Source organism: Bradyrhizobium niftali (assembly GCF_004571025.1).
GTDB classification, from domain to species: Bacteria; Pseudomonadota; Alphaproteobacteria; order Rhizobiales; family Xanthobacteraceae; genus Bradyrhizobium; species Bradyrhizobium niftali.
Window position 1 is genome coordinate 1 of the sequence record NZ_SPQT01000017.1, and the last position, 19,406, is coordinate 19,406.

The window sequence follows — 19,406 nt, forward strand, 5'->3', positions numbered from 1 at the left end:
ACAGGAACTGCGAGGTAGGAGGAGCATGCGATGACGTAACCCCATCAACAGGTTCCAGCCGAGGTCTGCGAGAGGATGAGACGAGATGGAGGTTCGGTCTTCCCGGCGCATGCGAACACTGGTGACCCAAATGGCCCAATCGAGGCCTGTCCGCTAATGAGAACGCACGCGCGCTGATATCCATGATGGCCCGGAGAAAATGCTCCAATCAAAGGCCGGATACATTGATGCAAGACCACTCACCACCTGATCGACGAACCTCTTGCTACGCACGGCCGGACCATACATGTGGGTCAAAGCTGGGCGTCGCAGTCGCAACGGCCAAGTCCGCAAGTGTGGGAAGCGGCCACGCGGGCCTCTTTGGAAAGGCCCGATGCTGCCATCATGCCAGTGCTTTGCCCGACGGAGCAACTTTGTTCAAATGCAGAAATGAAATCTCTTCGCGCCAGCGAAGGGACATGCTCTCCGCAAGGGCGCAATCGCGGGATTGCGGTGACAGTGCACTCAATCACCTGCTCGTCAGGCGCAAAACCTGTTCGCAATAGCAAGTTAAGTGTACGGTCACCGTAATCAAAGAGGTGAGACAAACCGTCAACGATAGCGCTCTCACTGCCTCTGGATGATGTCGGGCGAGTTGGTTGGCTGCGGTGGCGACGCGTCTTGGACCTGCGCAAGGTAGGCCTTGTCGTAATACGCCAAGGCGAGGATATGCATGGCCCTCGCTTTTTCTGGGTCGGCTTCTGCCAGTGCCATCCGGGACGCAATTTCGGCTTGCTTCAAATAGTACTCGGCGGTCGGCACGATGGTTTCTCCCCCAACGACGCCCTCTAACGCATGGAATTGCAACTTGTTCCCGGGATAGATTCAAATTTCCGAGGCGGGCTTACCTAATCTGCCCAGCGTCAAAAGCCGGCGTCGCAGTCGCAGCATCTAAAGTCCGCAAGGGTCAGAAGCGGCCCTGCGGGGCTCTCTGGGAAATGCCCGATGTTGCCATCATGCCAGTGTTTTGCCCGACGGCGCAACTTTATTCAAATGCAGCAAATCGGATTTGGCGGAACGAAATCTGTTCGCGCCAGGATGGGACATGCCCTCCCATGAGGGCGCAACCGGAAAGGTTCGGAGAGAACGTCGATGTACTACGTCGCCGCCGCATTGCTGGGGTTGTCGGGACTGTTCTATTCCGCGAGCCATCACGAGCTCGGCCAGTTCGGCGCGGACGTGTGCCGCTACGGCGGCGCGTTCTGCGACAATCCCGTGGTCGTCTTCACCGGCGCGGCGCTGGCCGCGGCCTGGGGCATGTTCGTCAGCATCAAGTAGCCGGACGCCGCCTCACGTCTCGTTGTTCTCATAGCGCTCGCGCACGATGCTGTCGGCGACATGCCGCTCGGTGCGGCTGCGGTAGCGGTTGCGCAGCACGCCATAGATCAGCGCCGCCAGCAGGACGAAGGCGCCGATGAAGACGACGGCTTCCAGGCCCCTCCGGCTATATCAGCTACACCGCGAGCTCCTTGCGGACGGCCGCGGCCGAATTGCCGACCTTGTCGACGGCCTTTTGCAACTCCTCTTTCGACACGCCGAGCGCATGGGTCCAGTATTTGACCTCGAAGGCCTCGTCCATGTTGATCTTGCTGCGGTCCGGCTGCGCGCGCTTCGTCAGATTGTCCATCGCCCAATTCCTCGCTTCCTGAAAACGGGAAACGTCGTCATCGGCACGCCGTTCCTAAATCCGGCCGGCGGCTTACGCCTCCAGCTTGCCGGGTCTCGCGGCGGCCACTTCCTTGACGAGGGCCGAGATCGAATTGCCTGATTTCCGAAGCGCATCGGCGAACTGATCGGGCGACAGCTTAAGGCGCTTGCGCAGGGTCTTGACCTGCACCTTGTCGCTCAAGTCGAGCGAATTGCGAAGATTGACCGGCTTGAGCCTGTTCATGTGCGTCTCTGCTGCCGAGGGGATGGGGCCGAACTGCGACAAAGCGAACATGACGCGCCGCCGTCGCGATGGTGACCGTCCCGCTCCTCGCGAAGAGGCGTCGCCACAAAGTCAACATGCGCGGCGAAGCGGCGTTCCTCCGCGTCCGGAATTATCGCTCAAAGGGAATGAACACCTCGCGGGTGCCGGAGAAGGCGTCAGCCCACCAGTGTGCGGTCCGTTTCGAACGGAGCTGCACAGGCGCAAAAGAAAAGCCCGCCACCGGTCACGGCGCGGGCTCGACGATGTCTGTGATGGTGCCACTCTGGAGATGTTTTGCCCGGCGCGTCAAACAAGACGGCGCAGCATCGGCTTCGGCGGACGGCACGACTCCGGCCACCGCAGGAACTTTGCGGCCATGAACGCGCTTAAGATCTGGATTCTTAAGACTTGGATTCTTAAAGATCTGGATTCGCAATTCCGGAAGGTCCGCCCTGAAACACCGCCCCGCCAAGAACGACAGCGCCGACGCACCGACGAAGTTCGCGCCGACGCTGCTGCAACGACTGGGCCCCGGCCTCGTCACCGGGGCGGCGGACGACGATCCCTCCGGCATCGCCACCTATTCGCAGGCCGGCGCACAATTCGGCTACGGGCTGCTCTGGACGGTGTTTCTGACCACGCCGTTCATGATCGCCATTCAACTCGTCAGCGCGCAGATCGGCCGGGTTACCGGAAAAGGGCTTGCCGCCAACGTGATGCGGATCGCGCCGCGCTGGGCGGTGCTGGCGCTCGTCGGCCTACTGGTCGCCGCGAACACCTTCAACATCGCCGCCGACATCGCCGCGATGGCCGAGGCGCTCTCGCTCGTCATCGGCGGTCTCAACCACGAGCACGCGCTGATCTTCGCGGCGGGCTCGACCCTGCTCCAGGTGTTCCTGCCCTATCGCCGCTATTCGCCGGTGCTGAAATTCCTCACCTTGGCGCTGTTCGCCTATGTCGCGACCGCCTTCACCGTGAAGATCCCGTGGAGCACGGCGTTGCTCGCCGCGGTGTGGCCGAAGGCGAATGTCAGCGCCGACTATTTCATGATGGTGGTCGCCGTGCTCGGCACCACCATCAGCCCCTATCTGTTCTTCTGGCAGGCCTCGCAGGAAGTCGAGGAGATGAACCAGGGCAAGCGCGACAAGCCGCTGCGCGAGGAGACGCGGCGCGGCGGCGATCCCGAGCTCGCGCGCATCAAGGCCGACACCACGCTCGGCATGCTGCTGTCGAACGGCATCGCCTTCTTCATCATCCTGACCACGGCGTCGGTGCTGAACGCCAACGGCGTCACCCGCATCAGTTCGGCGACCGAAGCGGCCGAGGCGCTGCGGCCGCTCGCCGGCGACTTCACCTTCGCCTTGTTCGCGCTCGGCATCATCGGCACGGGCCTGCTCGCGATCCCGGTGCTGGCGGGCTCGGCCGCTTACGGGGTTGCGGAGATCTTCGGCTGGCGCGCCACGCTCGAGGCAAAGCCCGAGAAGGCGGTCGGCTTCTACACCATCATCGCGGCCGCGACCGCGATCGGCTTCGGCCTCGGCTTCACCGGCATCGACTCGATCCACATGCTGGTCTGGAGCGCCGTGCTCAACGGCATCGTCGCCGTTCCGATCATGGCGATGATGATGCTGATCGTCTCGAGCCGCACGATCATGGGCCGTTTCAGGGCCCGGTCGTGGCTGGTCGCGCTGGGCTGGCTCGGCACCGCGCTGATGGCGCTGGCCGTCCTCGCTCTGCTCGGCTCGTCGGCGATGGGCTGACTAACCTTGCGACAATGCCGCCGAAATCTGCGATGCGACGACGAAGGCCGCAAACACGGCCGGCACGCTGATGAACCGCAAAAACTGGTCTATCGAAAGCAGATCATAGCTGTCCCCACCTGCTGCGGGCTTCACGCCGGTCCGTGGTTGGCTTAACAGTTGGCCAGGGTCGGGCCTGCGATTGGCCACAAGAAAAGAAGCCCGACCAGACGACAGGGAGCGACATGACCAAATCATCAAAAGCAACAAGCCTTGAAATCCTCGCCTGCGATGCCGGCTGGAGAAACTACCACTTCGTCAAGCTGACGACCGACGACGGCGTCGTCGGCTGGAGCGAGTTCGATGAAGGGTTTGGCTCACCCGGTGTTGGCGCGGCGATCCAGCGCCTGTCCACCCGCATCATCGGGCAGAATATCTTCCAGCATGAGCGCATCTACGCCGAGCTGTTCGCCGCCACGCGTCCCGCGGCCGGCGGGGTGGTAGCGCAAGCGCTCGGGGCGATCGAGAACGCCCTGCTCGATGCCAAGGCGAAGTCTCTCGGCGTGCCCTGCTATGAGCTGCTCGGCGGCAAAATCCGTGACCGCGTCCGGGTGTATTGGTCGCATTGCGCGACGTGGCGGATCAATCATCCGTCCTGGTACAAGCCGCCGATCGAAAGCCTCGACGGCGTCAAGGCGATGGGCCGCGAGGTGCGCGAGAAGAAGTTCACCGCGCTCAAGACCAACATCTTCTCCTACGACGACGGCAAGCCGACCGGCTGGCGGCCCGGCTTCGGCTCGCCCTTCGCACCCGAGATCAACGTCGACCGCAAGATCCTGCGCGACCTGCGCATGCATCTGGAAGCGATCCGCGACGGCGCGGGCCCCGACGTCGACATCCTGCTCGACTGCAACTTCAACGCCAAGACCGAGGGTTACCTGAAGATCCTGCGCACCATCGCGGACCTCGACATGTTCTGGATCGAGATCGATAGTTTCAATCCGGAGGCGCTCGGCTACATCCGCAGGCAGAGCCCGCATCCGATCTCGTCCTGCGAGACCCTGCTGGGCCTGCGTGAATTCCTGCCCTATTTCCATGAGCAGGCGATGGACGTCGCGATCATCGACACGCCCTGGAACGGCGTCTGGCAGTCGATGAAGATCGCAGCCGCCGCAGAAGCGTTCGAGGTCAACGTCGCCCCGCACAACTTCTACGGCCATCTCTGCTCGTTGATGAACGCGCATTTCTGCGCGGTCGTTCCGAACCTGCGCATCATGGAGATCGACATCGATCGCCTGTCCTGGGATCGCGAGCTGTTCACGCACGAGCCGGAAATCCAGAATGGCCATCTGATCATTCCGGATCGGCCCGGCTGGGGCACCGAGCCGAACGAGGAGGCGCTGCGCGCGCATCCGCCGAAGACGAGCGGGGGGCTTCTCAACTATGGTCGCAAGAGCTGACGAGAACTACGGCGTCACGGGATTGACGGTCGGGGACGTCTTCGGTCCCGGCCGCTCCGGCTCGACCGGCGATTTCGGTTCGGTGGGAAGCACCTTGGCGCCGGCAGCATGTGCCGCCTCACCTGTGGTCGCATACATCGCGACATGGGCCGGCTGCGTCTTGGCCCGGCTCCACGGCCCGTGATCCACGATCAGCATCGCAGCAATCGTCAAGGCGGCCACGATCAACGCGATCACGCCGGGATGACGAAGCGCCGTGGACATGGAGTTAGCGAAGCGATCAGCTGCCATCGAAGGATCCGTGCTTTTTCCTCTCGCAGGTTAATTCAATGACGTCCCGCGAGTTCCAGCTTCGCCGAAGCAAGTTCCAAGCCAGCGCAGGGGAACCTCGCCCCCGCGCCCGTTCACTTTTTGACGTCGGGCCGCGCATCGCCGACAAACCTGTCGCGGTTCGGCATCTTCACGGCCGCAAGCGATTTCGCGTCGAGCGTCGCGTCCGCTCCAACCAGCCCGTTCAGGTTCAGGACATAGGCGGAAACCGCATAGACATCCTCATCGCTCAGCGACTGCGGCGCATTCTGCGGCATGGCGCGACGGATATAATCGAACAGCGTCGGCGCATAAGGCCAATAGCTGCCGACAGTACGAATGGGCTTGGCCGCTCCGATCGTGCCTTGACCGCCGGCAAGCCGATCACCCAGGCCGCCCTCGCCTTTCTCGCCGTGACACGAGGCACATTGCTCGGCGAACACTTCACGGCCACGGCTGACTGAACCCCTCCCCTTCGGCAGATTGCTGCCGTCGCGCCCGATATCGATATTCCAACCCGCGATCTCGGCGGGCGTCGCCGGCCGACCGATACCATAAGGGCTTTGCGCCTGCGCTCCGCTCCCACAGGCACACAGCACGATTGCTAATGCGATACCGCACATCTCACGCAAGCGCATTGGTCACCTCGCCGTCCGCCGCGATGCGCCAGGGCCAGATCGCATTGTTGTGGTAGAAATAATTCTCGCCGCGCACCGCGAGCAGTTCGGCCAGCGTCGGCTGCACATAGCCGGTCTCGTCAATGGCGCGGCTCTGGATCACAGCGGGCTTGCCGTCCCATTGCCACGGCAAGCGGAAGCGTGTCAGGGCACGCGTCAGCACCGGCTCTTGCAATCGCGCGTCCTGCCAGTTCCTCCCGTCGTCGACGGACACCTCGACGCGGGCGATCTTGCCGTGCCCGCTCCAGGCGATGCCGGTGACCTCGTGGAAGCCGGGCGCGCTCAGACGCTGACCGCCGGATGGACGGGTGATGATCGACTTCGCTTCCATGTAGAAGGAGAACTCCCGTGCCGTGCCGTCAGGCAGGAGATCGGTGTATTTCGAAGTCTCCTCGCGCGAATACACGGGCTCGGCAGTCACATGCAGGCGGCGCAGCCATTTCACGCTCATGTTGCCTTCGAAGCCCGGCAGGAACAGCCGCAGCGGATATCCTTGCTGCGGACGCAGCCGCTCGCCGTTCTGGCTGTAGACCAGCATGGCGTCCTCGAGGCATTTCTCGATCGGAATGCTGCGCGTCAGCGCGGCCGCGTCGGCGCCCTCGGCAACCACCCATTTGGCCTCCGGCTTCAACCCCGCCTCCTGAAGCACCAGCTTCAGGCTGACGCCGGTCCATTCCGCGCAGCTCACCAGGCCGACGAGGTCCGATGCCGTCTTGCCATAGGGTTTGGTGTAACCGGGATTGCCGGAGCACTCGAGAAAGTGGATGCGCGACTCCGACGGGAAGCGCCGCAGATCGTCGATGGTGAAGATCAGGGGCCGTTCGACAAGGCCGTGAAGCATCAACCGGTGCTGCGCCGGATCAATGGTCGGGACGCCGCCATGATGCCGCTCATAGAACAGCCCGTTCGGCGTGATGATGCCGTCGAGCTCCTGCAGGGGCGTCCGGCTGGACGCCGAGATATATTGCTTGAGAGTCTTCGAGATGTTCTTGACGACGCCCTCCTCGAAGGGCGATGGCGCACCATAGAGCTGGCCTCCCGTCGGCTCGCCCGGCGCCTTCATCCATTCGGGAATGCCGGGAGGAAGGTTATTCGTCTCTGCCCCCGCGGCCGCGCCCGCGCCAAGAAGGGCGCCGCTCGCCACTGCGGTGCCGCCTTTCAGGAAGCGACGGCGTGTTGTTGGCGCAGATTTATCGTCGACGTCGATCGGGCTGCTCATTGCGGATCCTCGGCTGAAGCTCGACCCGCATGAAACCCTCGGCGAACTGCATTTGCAATTCGCAGCTGTTTCAAAAGCAGTCGATTTCGATCACGACTGATCTAAATCCGCCCGCAGTGACAGCAGTTCCCTTCTTTGCAATGCACAAACGGCGCGCACGTCACTCGCCCGGCGCGATCGCATTGCTTGGCGTCGGCCGGTCGGTGATCTGCTGTCCGAACAGGCTACCGATCAGCTCGACCGCGGTGCGCGCGGTTCGACCACGTTCGTCCAGGAATGGATTGAGCTCAACGATGTCGACCGACCCCACCACGCCGGAATCGTGCAGCAGCTCCATGATCAGATGTGCTTCGCGATAGGTCGCGCCACCCGGCACCGTGGTGCCGACCCCAGGCGCCACGCATGGATCGAGGAAATCGACATCGAAGCTGACATGCAGCACGCCATTGCTCGCCTTGACCCGCTCGATGACACGGCGGATCAGCACGGCGACGCCAAACTCGTCGATCTGGCGCATGTCGACAACCCTGATCCGGCGCGCGCGCATCAGCTCCTTTTCGAGCTTGTCGATTGACCGCGCGCCAAACAGATCGAGCCTGTCGGGATCGATCGACGCACGCGGGTCATCGCCGAGCAGGCCATCGAGGCCCGGCTCGCCACACAGAAACGCGGCCGACATGCCATGCATGTTCGCCGTGATCGTCGTCTCCGGCGTGTTGTAGTCGGCATGCGCATCGAGCCAGAGCACGAACAGCTCGCGTCCGCGCTCCTGCCAATGGCGCGCCATGGCATTGACCGAGCCCATTGATAGCGTGTGATCGCCGCCGAGGAAGATCGGGAGCGCACCGGTTTTCGCGATCTCATAACCTCTGCCGCTCAGCACGCGTGTCCAGCGCTGGATTTCACGGTAATGATTGGCTTTTTCTGGCGGCCTGTCGGCGAGGTCTCTGACCTCGGCCACGGAGAGATCGCCGTAGTCGACGACCTCGAAGTCCAGGCTCTCGAGCAGCGTCGCAAGGCCGGCGGTGCGCAGCGCCGCCGGGCCCATCAGTGTGCCGCGCTGCGAGGCCCCCATGTCGATGGGCGCGCCGAGCAAGGCGATGCGCCGGGCTCGATCCGGCATGGTCCGATCGGTCACGGCAGCCTCCTGACATCCACAAGGTGGTGCCAGCCTAACAGAGATTCGGACCCGTCGTTTCACGGGTATTTCCGGTGCAAAGACGCCGCGCGAGAAACCGTCCTGGAACTAAATCCCCTGCCCCGCATTTCCCCTGCAAGGCCGGCACCCGCCGTACATCACGGCGCCTGTCGCGGATAGCCAAAGGTCTTCGGACCCGCTAACGAGCGCTCGCGCGGATAGCCAAAGGTGCCGGCCTCATTCACTTCGTCAAGAGCGGAGTTCGCGAATTTGAGCACCGAAATTCCGCAGCCCCCGTCCCAGCCCGGCATGGCCGAGCGCGCCATCGACGCCGCGACCGACGTCTCCCACACGATCGGTGAGGTCGCGGGCGGCTTACGCGCCGCCGTCGACCGCTTGACCCATGTCATCGACGAAGCTCGAAAGCCGGGTAAACCGCTCGCGACGGTCGCCGCAATCACACGTGAAGCGCCGCTCGCGAGCCTGTTCGTCGCCTTCCTGTTCGGCGTTGCCATCGCCCGCCGGCGTTAGCAATCACAACCCGCGTGACGTGAGCCAGCTAGGCCGCGCTGACGGATTGAGGCTGCGCCAGGAACTGCCGTTCGAAGGCATCCGCGGGCATCGGCCGACCGAAGAAATAGCCCTGCCCTTCCTTGCATCCCATGCTGATGAGGAAATCGGCCGTAGCCCGGTTCTCGATACCTTCGGCCACGACGCTGAGCCCGAGCTGCTTGCTGAGGCCGATGGTCGAACCGACGATCGCGGCATCGTCGGAATCGGTAAGCAGATCGAGCACGAACGACCGGTCGATCTTGAGCCCGTCGAGCGGAAACTTCTTCAGATAGCTCAGGCTTGCGTAGCCGGTGCCGAAATCGTCGAACAGGACGCGGACGCCGAGCTCCTGGATCCGCTTGAACATGTCGAGCACGCGGCCCTCGTCATGGAGGAGGATATCTTCGGTGACCTCGAGCTCGAGCAACGCCGGCGTCAGCCCCGTCGCGTCGAGCAAGGCCGCGACCGCATGCGCGAGATCGCCGGAGTGCAACTGCGACGGCGAGAGGTTGATCGCGACGCGCACGCTGTTGCCGGACAATTCCCACGCACGCGCCTGCCGGCAGGCCGTCTCCATCACCCAGTTCGCGATCCGCTCGGACAGCGCTGAGGTATTGACCACCGGCATGAACTCCCCGGGGGAGACGTAGCCGCGCACGGGATGCCGCCAACGGATGAGCGCTTCCGCCCCGACCAGGTCGCCGTCGACCAGGCGAACCTGCGGCTGGTAGAACAGTTCGAACTCGCCGTGGTCCGCGGCAAGCGCCAGCTCGCTCTCGAGCGTCAAGCGGTTCTCCAGCTCCTGCCTGATCGCACTCTCGAAGATCACGTGGCTGCCGCGTCGCGTCGCCTTGGCGCGGCTCAGCGCGAGATGGCCGTTGCTCAGGAGGTCGTCCGCGTTGTATCCACCGTCGGGATAGACGGCGACGCCGATGCTGATCCGGACGCGGTGCTGCCGTGTGCCCGTTGCAAGCGGCGCTTCGAACGCAAGCGCGATCCGCTCGGCGAATTCCACAATCGGCTCGCCAGCCTCCGCGCAATCGAGCGCAATGGCGAATTCGTCGCCGCTGAGCCGGGCGACGACCGCTTTGCCATCGGCTTCGGACCGGAGCCGCTCGGCGACGGCCCGCAGCACGAGGTCGCCGGCCGAATGTCCAAGCATGTCGTTGATCTGCTGGAAGCCGTCGAGCCCCAGCACGAGCAGCGCGACGCCGGATGACCGCCGCTCGGCTGCTGCGATCAGGCTGGCAAGGCCGGCATGCAGCATATTGCGGTTGGCAAGCCCGGTCAGCGCGTCGTGTTCGGCAAGATATCTGACGCGTTCGACCTCGCGCTTACGGACCGAGATGTCGCGCAGGATCGCTCCATACTGGAAGCCGTCCGTTCCCTGCCAGCCCGAGAAGCTCGCTTCGACGGGGAAGGTTTCGCCATTCTTGCGCCGGCCCTCGAACTCGACGACGACCGCCCCGCCGGGGACGAGGAGGGCCTGGCGCGCGACATCGCGCATGGACGGCCTTGCGGCGCCGTCCGCCGGCGCGGCGCACAGGGTGTCGAACGGGCGGCCGATGATCTCGGCAGGCATATAGCCGAAGATCGCGCTCGCGCCGGGATTCCAGACCGTGATCCGGTGATCTGCGTCGGTGCAGACGAGACCGTCGCCGAGCGACATGGCGATACGATGAAAGCGGCTCTCGGCGATACGTCCCAGGAGACCGCGGAAATCGATCTCGTCCAGCGCGATCGCGGTCAGATAGGCGATGATCGCAATGTGGAATAGCGATGTGTCGACGACGAAGGGCCATCTTGCCTGCACAAGGGCCGCGGTCAGTTCGACCGCCGCCCCGGCTGCGATGAGGACCGCAACTCGATATCCCGATGCCAAGCGGCGCCACGAATACATCATCAGCAGGCAGATCACACCCAGGCCGAGGATCATGCCGGCATCGGACGTCCAGCGCAGCATCCGGTGCTGGAGGATCGATTCCGCGGCCAGCGCCTGCAGGACGGGCCCCGAGACGATGCCGCCATTTGGAACGCTGAACCGATCACCCAGCTCGAGCGCAGTCGCACCGACGATGATCTTCTTGTCTCTCAGCTTGTCGAGTGTGGCGGCATCGCCGTGCAGCACGTCGGCATAGGAGACACGCGGAATGGAGGCTGCTCGAATACTGAAGTCGATAAGGAAGGGGGACCGCCGACTGGCGTCCTGCCCAGCCAGCACGACGGCCATCGACGGCATCAACGCGTCGCCAAGCTTCTCGCCGACCGGATAACGGCGAACGAGCCCGTCGGATTCAACCGCGACATTGACGACGGCGGGCCACGACTGGTTGCTGAACGGCTTCAGGGGGCGATTGATGTGAGCCGCGCCACCATTGGGCGCCGGCTGCCTGAAGGACGGGAGGATCGTCGAGCCGCCGACCTCTCGAAGCGCCTTGACGAACGCCTCGTCGGAGGCCGGATCCGACGGCGTGCTGAAATCGACATCGAAGGCCACGTCCTGCGCACCGGCACTTTCGAGTTTGTGCAACAGCTCCGCGTGGAGCCGGCGCGGCCAGGGCCATACCCCGATCTGGTCGATCGAGGGCGCGTCGATGGCCACCACGACGACATTGCCGCTGGCGGCACGCGATTGCCAGGCGAATCGCAAATCGGTGAGCGCGTTGCGAAGCGCACCATGCCATCCCGTGGACAGCACGACCGCCAGCGCGATCACGACAAGAATATGCGGCCTGTAGCGTTTCACCCGATCCTCCTGCACACCCGCTTCGGCGAGTGCGCCCCCTCATCCCCTAGGAAATCGCCTTAGTGTCTGTTGTGACCGTAGGCATTTCCGTGGCCGTGGCTGCCGTTACCGCCGCCGTTGTTGCCTTTGCCGTTACCGGTGGCACCGTTGTTGTCGTGACCGTTGCTGTCCTTGCTATCCCCGTTGCCGCCCTTTCCGGAGCTTCCTCCGAACGCATCGTTGGTCGCCCCAGCGGTGGTCGCAACGGTCGTCGTCGCACTTGACGACGAGGATGTGGCACCGGCCGCAGATGCGCTGCTGCTCACGGAGCTGTTGGCAGCCGTGGTCGTCGTGCTCGCCTTCGTATCGCTCCAGACCGTCTCGGTACCGGTGTTCGCGTTGCGCACGCGCCCCGGTGCAATTGCGTCGTGGGCGAGCCCGTGCGTGACCTTATGGACGTTCAGCCTGACCTCGCCGAGCGAGCTCGAGATGCGCACGACACCGGCCCTGGGTGGCTGACCTCCGGCCGTCAGGTGCGATGGCTTCGGCGCACCGTTTGCCTTGGTCCCCTTGTCGATCGGACCGAGCGCATGGATCGCATGGCCGCTCGCCGCATTGCGCGGCGCCGACAGTCCCGATTTCGGCACAGGAATTCGCTCGATCGTCGAGGCCCGCGGCTTGCCATGTTCGATCGGGTTGAACGTCCCCGCACCGCTCAGGCTGAGGCCGGGCTTGCCATGCTCGAAGGCGATGGCCGCTTGTCCGGGCATGACCTGAGCGATCTGTCCCGTCTTGAAGTCGGAGACTTCGACCTGGCCGCGGAGCACGCCGACCCGGGTGCTGCCCGCATTCACGGTGACGCTGAACTGCGTTCCCTTGACCACGGCGGCGAGATAGGGCGTCTCGACCTCGAAATGCTTGACGTTGCGCTTCTCCACCTCGAGCAGGATCGAACCTGCTTGCTGGATGATGGTGGTCGAGAGACCCTCCTTCGTCTCGGCCGGCAAGCCGACCACCGAGTTGGGAGAGATCAGGATCGTTTCCTCGCCACGGACAAGCAGCACGCGCCCGTTACGTCCGGTGCGAATGGTGTCGCCGGGCTTGAGCGCGTCTTGCTGATTCAACGACACTTGCTGCGCGCCGTTGGTGGCGACCCAGACCTCGCCTGCGGCTTTGCTGACTGACCAGACGCCATCCTCCGCAGCGAGCGCACCGGAAGCCATTCCCAGGCTCAGCACCGCCGCGAAGGCGCACCACATTCCAATTCTGCCGAGCATGCCGATCCTCAGTCCGCGTTACAGCCAGACCTGAGGCGTATCCGAAATCACTCAAGAGAGAATTAGCGGGAACTGGCGAGCCGAGCGGCCGCATTAACCAATCATTGACCATAAAAAACTAAGAAAAATCATGCGACTAACGGACCCTTACCACCCTATGAGCAAATCTCCGTCAAACTACGGAGAGGGGTTCGCGGCGCGTGCTGAGAAGCGGTTCCTCGTTACCGCGCTGGTGCTGTTGGCACCTATTTTCACGGGAGCTCCGCAATCATTCGCACAACAGGCGAACCAGCCGGGTTTTGATCCGCGCCAGCCTGAGAAATACTTTGAAAACCAAACCGAGCGGGAAACGCTGAGCCGGCCTCCGGTCAAGCTACCGACGGTCGGCCAGCCCAACACCGGCGGCGATACCAAGCCTCAATTCGTGCTGCGCGGCATTAATGTCACCGGGGCCCACATCGTCTCCCGTGATCGCATCGCCGCGGTCTATCAGCCTTACCTCCGCAAGAAGGTCTCACAGGCGGACCTCGCCGCGATCGCCGGTGCGATCAGCGACCTCTACCGCGCCGATGGATTCCATCTGAGCAGGGCCGTCGTGCCGCCGCAGGACATTGCCGACGGCATGGTCCGGATCCAGGTGATCGAGGGCGCCATCGTGCAGGCTGAACTGAAAGGCGACGGCGCCGAGCAGTTCGGCGTGAGGCCGATGCTGGAGCCGGTTCTGGCCGAGCAGCCATCGCGCCTGGCAACGCTCGAACGCCAGCTTTTCCTGATCAGCGGCAGGCCGGGCGTCCGGATCGCCGATACCGCGTTGGAGGAGCTCGGCGGTGCGACCGGCCGCTTCCGCCTCACCGTTTATTTGAAAACCTGGCACGTGTTCACATCGTTCGGCCTGGACAATCTCGGCTCGTCCTCGGTCGGCCCTTGGCAGACCTATGCGACCGGCGCGTTCAATTCCTACCTCACGCCTGGCGACACGCTGGCGGTCAACCTGTCGACCATTGCCAACGACCCGCGCCAGCTTGGCTTCGCACGGCTGTCCTACGACGCGCCTGTCGGCGTCGACGGCGTGCGCCTCGGCGCGTCCGTCCTCTACAGCGCGGTCCGGCCGGGCGATGCCCGCCGCCTCGACAGCGACATCACGACGACCGAAGCTTTCGAGGTGCGGGCAAGCACCGTGCCCTTCATGTCGCAATCGTCGGCACTGACACTTACCGTGGCTGGGGCCTTCAGCAACGTGTCCGAGCACGATCTTTACGGACCCTGGTACAACGACCACATCCGGACCGCGAGCCTGACCGCCGACTACCGGCTCCAGGACCGCTTCGGCGGCACCAATTTCGCAACCCTGACCTACCGTCAGGGCCTCGACGTCTTCGACGCATCGCATTTCGACGACGATCTGTTGTCGCGCGACGGTGCCTCATCGAACTTCTCGGTGCTGAATCTCTGGTTCACGCGCTACCAGACGCTCAACGGCGCCTGGTCGCTCAAGCTCGCGGCGGCGAGCCAGACGGCATCGCGGCCGCTGTTCACCTCGCAGCAGTTCTATCTCGGCGGCCCGGCCTTCGGCCGGGGCTACGGCGCAGCCGAGATCAGCGGCGACAACGGTCTTGCCGGCTCGCTCGAGCTGCGCTTCGACCAGAAGCTCAATTTCCGCTACTGGACCGGCTACCAGCTCTACGCCTTCGGCGACGCCGGCGCAGTCTGGAACGACGGCTACCGGCTGAGCGACGGCCTGTCGCTGACATCGGCCGGAATCGGCGCGCGATTCTTCCTGTGGGACGATCTCCAGGCCGACCTCGGGGTGGCCGTCCCCTTGAGCTACCGGGCGCCAGACAACGAGCGCCGCAGCCCGCGTTTCCTGTTCACGCTGTCGAGCGCATTCCGGCTCTGCCCCGAACGCGGCAGGAGCGGCTGCCTCTAGCTGCAAACCCCTCATGCCGCGTACCCGGCATGCGGCCCTTTTCCGGCCTTGCTCACAGACTTGCCTAAATTTAATCCCGTAACCTGGTCACGATCGCTCGATCCGGGGGCTTCCAATGACCATCTTCAGTCGAATGTGATCGGGACGGAACCATGAAGAGGGTGTTTGCAATTCTGGCGCTTCTTTGCGTCCTCGGCGTCGGCGAATATTTCGTCGTCAGCCGGTTCGCGATCCGCCATGAGGTTTGGACCCTGTTCGACGCCTCGCGCCAGCGGCCAATCTCGGTCGAAATCGCGGTGCGGCGCGATTACGAGACCAAGGCCAATCTCGGTCTCTGGAAGCTGCCGCTCGCCATCATCAGCAACGGCAATACCGTCAAGGCCACCGAGTATTCCTTCCTCGCCAACGGGCTCGCGGCGCGGGGCTATCTCGTCGCCAGCATCCAGCAGGACCTGCCCAGCGATCCGCCGCTAATGACCCATGTCGGCCAGCAATTTGTCGGCCGGCGCGAAGTCTATATCCGCTGCGAGGCCAACATCCTCTTCACCCTGGGCGAACTGAAGAGGCGGCAGGAGAACGCCGACTACGACCACATCACCCTCGTCGGTCATTCCAACGGCGGCGACGTGTCCATGTATGTCGCCCATCAGCACCCGGAGCTGGTGTCGAAAGTGATCACACTCGACAATCTTCGGGTGCCCTTCGTGCTCAGCGACAACTTGAAGATCCTGTCGTTCCGCTCGAAGGATCCGCATTTCCTGACCGACCCAGGCGTGCTGCCGACGCCGGAAGAGGCCAAGGCGCGCGGCATCGACATCGTCCACACCGGTGCGCAGCACACCGAGATGAGCGATCGCGGACCCGACGCGGTCAAGGAGAAGATCCAGGCGACGCTCGACCGCTTCCTGCGTGACAGCGCCAGCAGCGCGCTCGCGCCGGCCGAAACGAAAAGTCCGATGATCATGAACCCCGGCGACTATTAACTAGCCGGGGACGCCTTGCGGCAGATCAAGGCGGCTCCGGGCCGGCCACGATAGACACGGTCTCACAATCTCGGAGAGGCACGTGTCGCACTACATCGAAAGCCTTGATACGAAACGGCTGGGCCTGCCGGCGACAAGGACGCCCGGATTCGTGCGGCATCTCTATCGTTCGACCCGCAGGCTGCTGCGGTCGATCATCGCCCGCATCGATCTCTCCCAATTTCCGGGATCATGCTGCGGATGAGCATGGTGGCCGCAAGCGAACGCATGAGGGTTGCCCGATGCACCAGCATTTGAGACGAATTTGCCTGCTGCTTGCCGTGGCCTCGAATTCCTCATCCGCTCTCGCCGCCGATGCCGGTCACGGTGCCGACCTGGCCAAGCGCTGGTGCGCAAGTTGCCATGTCGTGGCCAATGGCCAGGCGGAAGCCAGCGCCGACGTCCCTTCCTTCGCATCCGTTGCGCGCCGGCCGGACTTCAGTCCGGAGAAGCTCGCCTTCTTCCTGCTCGACCCGCATCCGAAGATGCCGAGCTTTCCCTTGAGCCGGATCGAAGCCGGCGACATCGCGGCCTATATCGGATCGCTGCGTCCATAGAGCGCCGGCCAATCGCGAAACTTGTCACAAAATGCAAATCCCTGCCGGAGGACCGACAGGGATCAGCAGAAAGGATGATGGACGGCGAATGAGAAACCATTCGGTGGCCCATCATGGACCTGCGCCAGCATCGAAATCCGGATCTCCATGCGGCGCAAGATCAATTTGTAGGCACGCAGCGCACAGACCGGGAATCAGGATTTGCCCTTGCCTGACTGCATGAGACTGCCGGTCATCTGGCGCATGTGGTCTCCGGCGCTGGTGAACTGGCTGCGCAGGAAGTCAGACTGGATTCGCATCGCTTCCTGAAGGTCGGTGGCATGAACGAGCTTGCGCGCATGCTCGAACGCCGACTTCATGTTCTGCTCGGTGAAAGCGAGCGCCTGCTTCGACACTTCCGTCCCTGCTCCGGGAACGGATGACATCGATTTGGTGGCGGCATCGAAAAACATGCCGAAAGCCTGTTCCGCCTGGTCGATCGTCTTCTCGGCCAAGTCGCGCAGTTCGGCCGGAACTTCGAGCTTCGGTTCGATCATGGTCATACTCCTCCCTTTTTCTTAGCTAAATACCACACTTGCCGGACCGCATTCCAGCGGCGAACCCGGGGGCAAACGTCCCCCGGCGGTCCGGCTTGGGCAGGAAAACGAAGGAAAAGGCGTTGGGACGTACGCCCGGCTCAGGACAGGGGGTGTTCGGAAAGGGTTTCTTCGGTGGCGAGGTCTTCAACGAGCTTGATGACCTCGAAGCGCTGGCGAGGCGCGAGCTTCAAAAAAGCGCGGAGCAGGCGCAGGCTTTCGACCGTGCCGCTCGCAGGCGCGCCGAGCTTGAGGTGCAGTTCAGCCGCGAAGTTGAGGTTCTTCATCTCGCACCCATCACAAGCATCGGCCTTCCTGATCGTCCCACTCGAGAGCCGAACACCATAACCGGGTGCCATGGAGAGGACGAACTCTCGGTTGGGGGGTCCGGCGGGCTAGCACGCTCGGGCTCAACCGAACAGGTTGTAGTTATGCCAAGAAACAACCCTTCCGGCAAGCCCGACCAACGGCTTAGCGATGCTTCGTCTGCATCGCACCACCGCGATTCCGGATAACAGGAATATGGACCGCCGTCACCCACCTGCGTCAAGAAGCGGCATCAGTCACGCACACGGCCCTGATTGCTGTCAACCAGCACAGCATTTCGCCTTGGTTCCGGCATGAATGGGCATTGACGCAGGCGATCTAACGCTTCTTCAGCGTATACACGTAATTGTTGAGTCCCACCTCGGCGGTTGTATCGTCGACGAAATGAACGTCGATCTCGCAGCCGGTCTCCAAAGTCCTGATCGGGACGCCAGCGAAGCCGAGCGAGGCGGCAAGCGCCTTGGGATCGGCCTTCTTGTCGGCACGTTGCATCTCGTCGAATGCGCCCTGGAAGATCATGTCGGGGCCATAATCCGTCACCTTGTACTGCGGCCTGGCGCAGGCAAACGGGCGCGGCCCCGAGATTTCCTTCGCCTTCAGGACGACTGTCTTGCCCATCAGCCGCGCCCGCTCCGTGTCGTCAGGCTTGCGTTGCGCATCGGCCCATGGCGCGACCACGGCAGCCGCAAATGTCCAGCTTCCGATGTAGAAGGGATCTGCCGCCGCGACGGTGCCTGCGACACCGGCAGACACAAGAAGGCAAACAATGCGGGCGAATTTCATCTGACGTATCCCCTCGAGCCCACTTTGGACTCGCTTCTTCGCATCAAGGTTCATCGCTCCCGACATGTTGCCGCCGATGAACCATCGTTCAAGATCGGACGACCAAGCGTTGCGATACGGCCACGCAGATCACGGGCGCCATGGCTGACGGACTCAACCGATTCGGGCGCGCGTCAGCACCAAAGGACGACGGCATGCTTTCTCGCTGCGATCTCATCAAGGGCGCCGCGGTTGCGCTCTTCACCCTCTCGATACAAGGCGCATGGGCGCAGGAGGCCAAGATGAATCTGTTCAAGATCGTCACCATCAAGGACGAAATTGTCGTCGGACTGTCGGCGGAGGAGCTCCAGGCGCTCGGCGGCAATGATGCGAGCGCGGTTGCGCACGCGCTGGCGCAGAAGGGTGACCTCACCGTCTGGCAATACAACGTGCATCGCGGCCCGAACGGCGAATTGCAGCAGGCACCGACCGCCAGGATCGGGCTTTTGGCCAACGCCTCGCTGCGTGTCGAGCCCTACACGACGCCTTACCAGATTGTACCGCATCCGTAAGCAGCAGACCGGCCCGCCGGCGGCCGAGACCGCCGGCGGGCCGCAATCATCTGCGCTGGTCTGCACGCTGCGTCCCCGCCTCCGTCGCGAAGCCGTAGATCAGCGCCAGCCGGTCCAGGCATTCGCGAAACCGCCGCGCAAAATAGTCGTTCCAGCGCTGCGTGCGGACGGCGCGACGCTGCCCGATCTGATCCATGGTCAGCCCCAGCACCAGCACGTCGTGCACCAGAGCGGCGCCGTCGGTGCCGAGTTCGCGCTCGATCCGGTTCAGCCGCAGCACCGCCTGTCGCTGGCTCTCGGTGACGGGCTCGCGCGTGCGGGCGCCATCGACATATTCGTGGGTTGGGTCCATCGCCTGACGCTCCCAATCGTTCTGGAAGGCGCGCCCGCCGCGGTATTGTGCCTCGTCGATCTGGTGGTGCGAGTGCAGGCGGCCGAGCGGATCGCTACGGATCGACCGGATTGCCATGATCTTCTCGCCGGGATCGAGCGCCAGCGGATTGTCGATCTCGACCTCCGCCACTTCCGCATTGAATGGCACCTCGCGCGACCGCCGGTCGTAGATCTGTGCCAGTTTGTAGGATCTATTGCGTCGGACACGTCCCACTCGGATACTC

The 19,406-nt window shown here is 63.5% G+C and carries 21 protein-coding genes; 8 read left to right on the top strand and 13 right to left on the bottom strand.

The window, feature by feature from the left end; genetic code table 11:
- Positions 1–606 precede the first annotated feature (606 nt).
- On the bottom strand, positions 607–801 hold the full coding sequence (locus E4K65_RS47510; protein WP_167771165.1) for a hypothetical protein: 195 nt from the start codon (positions 799–801) through the stop codon (positions 607–609).
- Between the two features lie 330 nt (positions 802–1,131).
- Here E4K65_RS47510 and E4K65_RS26440 point away from each other — a divergent pair, with 330 nt between their 5' ends.
- On the top strand, positions 1,132–1,317 hold the full coding sequence (locus E4K65_RS26440) for a hypothetical protein (RefSeq protein WP_027545902.1): 186 nt from the start codon (positions 1,132–1,134) through the stop codon (positions 1,315–1,317).
- Between the two features lie 175 nt (positions 1,318–1,492).
- On the opposite strand, the gene E4K65_RS26445 is transcribed toward E4K65_RS26440, so the two are convergent.
- Positions 1,493–1,666 (bottom strand): DUF3606 domain-containing protein, encoded by a 174-nt coding sequence (locus tag E4K65_RS26445; protein ID WP_135176616.1) that lies wholly within the window; start codon positions 1,664–1,666, stop codon positions 1,493–1,495.
- A 72-nt stretch (positions 1,667–1,738) separates the two neighbouring features.
- On the bottom strand, positions 1,739–1,930 hold the full coding sequence (locus E4K65_RS26450; protein WP_235885733.1) for a DUF3606 domain-containing protein: 192 nt from the start codon (positions 1,928–1,930) through the stop codon (positions 1,739–1,741).
- Between the two features lie 533 nt (positions 1,931–2,463).
- Between E4K65_RS26450 and E4K65_RS26455 the strand changes: the two genes are divergently transcribed.
- Both E4K65_RS26455 and E4K65_RS26460 read left to right on the top strand, forming a co-directional pair.
- Positions 2,464–3,711: an NRAMP family divalent metal transporter gene (locus tag E4K65_RS26455; protein ID WP_235885740.1), complete on the top strand. Its 1,248-nt coding sequence runs from the start codon at positions 2,464–2,466 to the stop codon at positions 3,709–3,711.
- 224 nt (positions 3,712–3,935) lie between these two features.
- Positions 3,936–5,150 (top strand): mandelate racemase/muconate lactonizing enzyme family protein, encoded by a 1,215-nt coding sequence (locus tag E4K65_RS26460; protein WP_025576184.1) that lies wholly within the window; start codon positions 3,936–3,938, stop codon positions 5,148–5,150.
- A gap of 6 nt (positions 5,151–5,156) precedes the next feature.
- Here the strand turns inward: E4K65_RS26460 and E4K65_RS26465 are convergent, their stop codons facing one another.
- From E4K65_RS26465 to rocF, 4 genes are all read right to left on the bottom strand, one after another.
- Positions 5,157–5,441: a hypothetical protein gene (locus E4K65_RS26465; protein ID WP_025576183.1), complete on the bottom strand. Its 285-nt coding sequence runs from the start codon at positions 5,439–5,441 to the stop codon at positions 5,157–5,159.
- 113 nt (positions 5,442–5,554) lie between these two features.
- Positions 5,555–6,097, bottom strand: a complete 543-nt coding sequence (locus E4K65_RS26470; protein ID WP_135176618.1) for a c-type cytochrome — start codon at positions 6,095–6,097, stop codon at positions 5,555–5,557.
- Complete coding sequence (gene soxC, locus E4K65_RS26475; protein ID WP_135176619.1) at positions 6,084–7,355, bottom strand: sulfite dehydrogenase; 1,272 nt, start codon at positions 7,353–7,355, stop codon at positions 6,084–6,086. The genes E4K65_RS26470 and soxC overlap by 14 nt, the downstream gene beginning before the upstream one ends.
- Before the next feature lie 160 nt (positions 7,356–7,515).
- The gene (rocF, locus tag E4K65_RS26480) at positions 7,516–8,493 is read right to left on the bottom strand and encodes an arginase (protein ID WP_027545896.1); all 978 of its coding nucleotides are present in this window, start codon (positions 8,491–8,493) and stop codon (positions 7,516–7,518) included.
- Positions 8,494–8,763: 270 nt separating this feature from the next.
- Between rocF and E4K65_RS26485 the strand changes: the two genes are divergently transcribed.
- On the top strand, positions 8,764–9,024 hold the full coding sequence (locus E4K65_RS26485; protein ID WP_135176620.1) for a hypothetical protein: 261 nt from the start codon (positions 8,764–8,766) through the stop codon (positions 9,022–9,024).
- Positions 9,025–9,052: 28 nt separating this feature from the next.
- On the opposite strand, the gene E4K65_RS26490 is transcribed toward E4K65_RS26485, so the two are convergent.
- Positions 9,053–11,791 carry an EAL domain-containing protein gene (locus E4K65_RS26490; protein WP_167771166.1) on the bottom strand — a complete coding sequence of 913 codons (2,739 nt, stop codon included), beginning with the start codon at positions 11,789–11,791 and terminating at the stop codon, positions 9,053–9,055.
- Positions 11,792–11,850: 59 nt separating this feature from the next.
- Positions 11,851–13,047, bottom strand: coding sequence for a FecR family protein (locus E4K65_RS26495; RefSeq protein ID WP_135176622.1), 1,197 nt, complete (start codon positions 13,045–13,047; stop codon positions 11,851–11,853).
- Positions 13,048–13,177: 130 nt separating this feature from the next.
- Here E4K65_RS26495 and E4K65_RS26500 point away from each other — a divergent pair, with 130 nt between their 5' ends.
- The 3 genes from E4K65_RS26500 (at position 13,178) to E4K65_RS26510 (ending at position 16,553) form a co-directional block, all read left to right on the top strand.
- Positions 13,178–14,974, top strand: coding sequence for a ShlB/FhaC/HecB family hemolysin secretion/activation protein (locus E4K65_RS26500; RefSeq protein WP_135176623.1), 1,797 nt, complete (start codon positions 13,178–13,180; stop codon positions 14,972–14,974).
- Between the two features lie 152 nt (positions 14,975–15,126).
- Positions 15,127–15,957, top strand: coding sequence for an alpha/beta fold hydrolase (locus E4K65_RS26505; protein WP_135176624.1), 831 nt, complete (start codon positions 15,127–15,129; stop codon positions 15,955–15,957).
- Positions 15,958–16,238: 281 nt separating this feature from the next.
- Complete coding sequence (locus tag E4K65_RS26510) at positions 16,239–16,553, top strand: c-type cytochrome (protein ID WP_135176625.1); 315 nt, start codon at positions 16,239–16,241, stop codon at positions 16,551–16,553.
- A gap of 194 nt (positions 16,554–16,747) precedes the next feature.
- Here the strand turns inward: E4K65_RS26510 and E4K65_RS26515 are convergent, their stop codons facing one another.
- The 3 genes from E4K65_RS26515 to E4K65_RS26525 all read right to left on the bottom strand — a co-directional run bounded on the left by E4K65_RS26515 (position 16,748) and on the right by E4K65_RS26525 (position 18,238).
- Entirely contained in the window at positions 16,748–17,089 is a 342-nt protein-coding gene (locus E4K65_RS26515) for a phasin (RefSeq protein ID WP_135176626.1), read from the bottom strand.
- Between the two features lie 140 nt (positions 17,090–17,229).
- A complete protein-coding gene (locus E4K65_RS47515) occupies positions 17,230–17,415 on the bottom strand; it encodes a hypothetical protein (RefSeq protein ID WP_167771167.1) in 186 nt (61 codons plus the stop codon).
- A 358-nt stretch (positions 17,416–17,773) separates the two neighbouring features.
- Positions 17,774–18,238 carry a hypothetical protein gene (locus E4K65_RS26525; protein ID WP_135176627.1) on the bottom strand — a complete coding sequence of 155 codons (465 nt, stop codon included), beginning with the start codon at positions 18,236–18,238 and terminating at the stop codon, positions 17,774–17,776.
- A 194-nt stretch (positions 18,239–18,432) separates the two neighbouring features.
- Between E4K65_RS26525 and E4K65_RS26530 the strand changes: the two genes are divergently transcribed.
- Positions 18,433–18,789 carry a hypothetical protein gene (locus E4K65_RS26530; RefSeq protein ID WP_167771168.1) on the top strand — a complete coding sequence of 119 codons (357 nt, stop codon included), beginning with the start codon at positions 18,433–18,435 and terminating at the stop codon, positions 18,787–18,789.
- A gap of 46 nt (positions 18,790–18,835) precedes the next feature.
- On the opposite strand, the gene E4K65_RS26535 is transcribed toward E4K65_RS26530, so the two are convergent.
- On the bottom strand, positions 18,836–19,396 hold the full coding sequence (locus E4K65_RS26535; RefSeq protein WP_135176629.1) for a hypothetical protein: 561 nt from the start codon (positions 19,394–19,396) through the stop codon (positions 18,836–18,838).
- Positions 19,397–19,406: the final 10 nt, after the last annotated feature.

Bases quoted from the DNA above. Each gene is read 5' to 3' on its own strand.
- E4K65_RS26450 (WP_235885733.1), bottom strand. From the start codon at position 1,930: ATGAACAGGCTCAAGCCGGTCAATCTTCGCAATTCGCTCGACTTGAGC.
- E4K65_RS47515 (WP_167771167.1), bottom strand. From the start codon at position 17,415: ATGAAGAACCTCAACTTCGCGGCTGAACTGCACCTCAAGCTCGGCGCG.
- E4K65_RS26525 (WP_135176627.1), bottom strand. From the start codon at position 18,238: ATGAAATTCGCCCGCATTGTTTGCCTTCTTGTGTCTGCCGGTGTCGCA.
- E4K65_RS26465 (WP_025576183.1), bottom strand. From the start codon at position 5,441: ATGGCAGCTGATCGCTTCGCTAACTCCATGTCCACGGCGCTTCGTCAT.
- E4K65_RS26500 (WP_135176623.1), top strand. From the start codon at position 13,178: ATGCGACTAACGGACCCTTACCACCCTATGAGCAAATCTCCGTCAAAC.
- E4K65_RS26530 (WP_167771168.1), top strand. From the start codon at position 18,433: ATGCTTTCTCGCTGCGATCTCATCAAGGGCGCCGCGGTTGCGCTCTTC.
- E4K65_RS26470 (WP_135176618.1), bottom strand. From the start codon at position 6,097: ATGCGCTTGCGTGAGATGTGCGGTATCGCATTAGCAATCGTGCTGTGT.
- E4K65_RS26445 (WP_135176616.1), bottom strand. From the start codon at position 1,666: ATGGACAATCTGACGAAGCGCGCGCAGCCGGACCGCAGCAAGATCAAC.
- E4K65_RS26515 (WP_135176626.1), bottom strand. From the start codon at position 17,089: ATGATCGAACCGAAGCTCGAAGTTCCGGCCGAACTGCGCGACTTGGCC.
- E4K65_RS26460 (WP_025576184.1), top strand. From the start codon at position 3,936: ATGACCAAATCATCAAAAGCAACAAGCCTTGAAATCCTCGCCTGCGAT.
- E4K65_RS26505 (WP_135176624.1), top strand. From the start codon at position 15,127: ATGAAGAGGGTGTTTGCAATTCTGGCGCTTCTTTGCGTCCTCGGCGTC.
- soxC (WP_135176619.1), bottom strand. From the start codon at position 7,355: ATGAGCAGCCCGATCGACGTCGACGATAAATCTGCGCCAACAACACGC.
- E4K65_RS26440 (WP_027545902.1), top strand. From the start codon at position 1,132: ATGTACTACGTCGCCGCCGCATTGCTGGGGTTGTCGGGACTGTTCTAT.
- E4K65_RS26495 (WP_135176622.1), bottom strand. From the start codon at position 13,047: ATGCTCGGCAGAATTGGAATGTGGTGCGCCTTCGCGGCGGTGCTGAGC.
- E4K65_RS26510 (WP_135176625.1), top strand. From the start codon at position 16,239: ATGCACCAGCATTTGAGACGAATTTGCCTGCTGCTTGCCGTGGCCTCG.